Below are 1,273 nucleotides of genomic sequence, written 5' to 3' on the forward strand. Positions count from 1 at the left end.
CACTCTAGAATTCTTGTTTTTGAAGTTATCCGGTTTTGAGAGAACAATGATATAAAAGGTCTTGCATTTTTTGCTGGACCCGATATAATAAATCTTGTCTCTTTTTAAGATAAGTTGTCTGGTGACGATGGCGAAGAGGTCACACCCGTTCCCATACCGAACACGGAAGTTAAGCTCTTCAGCGCCGATGGTAGTTGGGGGTTTCCCCCTGTGAGAGTAGGACGTCGCCGGGCAGCGATTCTTTTATGAAGTATGCTTGGAAAAAGCATAAGCAAGCAAAACAGTGTAAAGAGAATCAGGGTTTCGAGAAGCAAGCAGTCCTAGGAGTCGAGCGAGGGAGCGTACGTTAGTACGTGAGGATGCGAGTGAGTAAAGACGACAACGGAATGCGCCGCTTATCGGAAGCCGTAACTACTGGAGGATTAGCTCAGCTGGGAGAGCATCTGCCTTACAAGCAGAGGGTCGGCGGTTCGATCCCGTCATCCTCCACCATTTTTAAACCGCTTCATTATATGCCGGTGTAGCTCAATTGGTAGAGCAACTGACTTGTAATCAGTAGGTTGGGGGTTCAAGTCCTCTTGCCGGCACCACTTGGTTCTTCGTGTACTGAGCTCTGCAGCCTTTTCGGAGAAATATTCTTGTCTTGTACGAGCCATTAGCTCAGTCGGTAGAGCATCTGACTTTTAATCAGAGGGTCGAAGGTTCGAGTCCTTCATGGCTCACCATTTTTATTCATATGCGGGTGTGGCGGAATTGGCAGACGCACCAGACTTAGGATCTGGCGCCTTACGGCGTGGGGGTTCAAGTCCCTTCACCCGCATCAATGCGGAAGTAGTTCAGTGGTAGAACACCACCTTGCCAAGGTGGGGGTCGCGGGTTCGAATCCCGTCTTCCGCTCCATTTTATGCCGGGGTGGCGGAACTGGCAGACGCACAGGACTTAAAATCCTGCGGTAGGTGACTACCGTACCGGTTCGATTCCGGTCCTCGGCACTTAGAAGTTACTTTATATGCGCCCGTAGCTCAATTGGATAGAGCGTTTGACTACGGATCAAAAGGTTAGGGGTTCGACTCCTCTCGGGCGCGCCATTTACATATTTGAATCGGGAAGTAGCTCAGCTTGGTAGAGCACTTGGTTTGGGACCAAGGGGTCGCAGGTTCGAATCCTGTCTTCCCGACCACTTCAGATAATGGGGCCTTAGCTCAGCTGGGAGAGCGCCTGCTTTGCACGCAGGAGGTCAGCGGTTCGATCCCGCTAGGCTCCACCAATTAAA

Annotated in this window: 9 tRNA genes and 1 rRNA gene; all 10 read left to right on the top strand. The window is 50.7% G+C overall.

Annotated elements, in window-relative coordinates:
- The first annotated feature begins 117 nt into the window (after positions 1–117).
- The 10 genes from rrf to LRR81_RS21150 all read left to right on the top strand — a co-directional run bounded on the left by rrf (position 118) and on the right by LRR81_RS21150 (position 1,267).
- Positions 118–233, top strand: a 5S ribosomal RNA gene (rrf, locus tag LRR81_RS21105).
- 183 nt (positions 234–416) lie between these two features.
- Positions 417–492 (top strand) — tRNA-Val (locus tag LRR81_RS21110).
- Positions 493–514: 22 nt separating this feature from the next.
- Positions 515–590: transfer RNA gene (locus LRR81_RS21115), tRNA-Thr, on the top strand.
- Positions 591–649: 59 nt separating this feature from the next.
- Positions 650–725: transfer RNA gene (locus LRR81_RS21120), tRNA-Lys, on the top strand.
- A 13-nt stretch (positions 726–738) separates the two neighbouring features.
- Positions 739–820, top strand: a tRNA-Leu gene (locus LRR81_RS21125).
- A gap of 5 nt (positions 821–825) precedes the next feature.
- A tRNA-Gly gene (locus tag LRR81_RS21130) sits at positions 826–900 on the top strand.
- 6 nt (positions 901–906) lie between these two features.
- Positions 907–992: transfer RNA gene (locus LRR81_RS21135), tRNA-Leu, on the top strand.
- Positions 993–1,011: 19 nt separating this feature from the next.
- A tRNA-Arg gene (locus LRR81_RS21140) sits at positions 1,012–1,088 on the top strand.
- 15 nt (positions 1,089–1,103) lie between these two features.
- Positions 1,104–1,180 (top strand) — tRNA-Pro (locus LRR81_RS21145).
- 11 nt (positions 1,181–1,191) lie between these two features.
- A tRNA-Ala gene (locus tag LRR81_RS21150) sits at positions 1,192–1,267 on the top strand.
- The last annotated feature ends 6 nt before the right edge of the window (positions 1,268–1,273 follow it).

Source organism: Metabacillus kandeliae, assembly GCF_021166585.1.
Taxonomy (GTDB): Bacteria; Bacillota; Bacilli; order Bacillales; family Bacillaceae; genus Metabacillus_B; species Metabacillus_B kandeliae.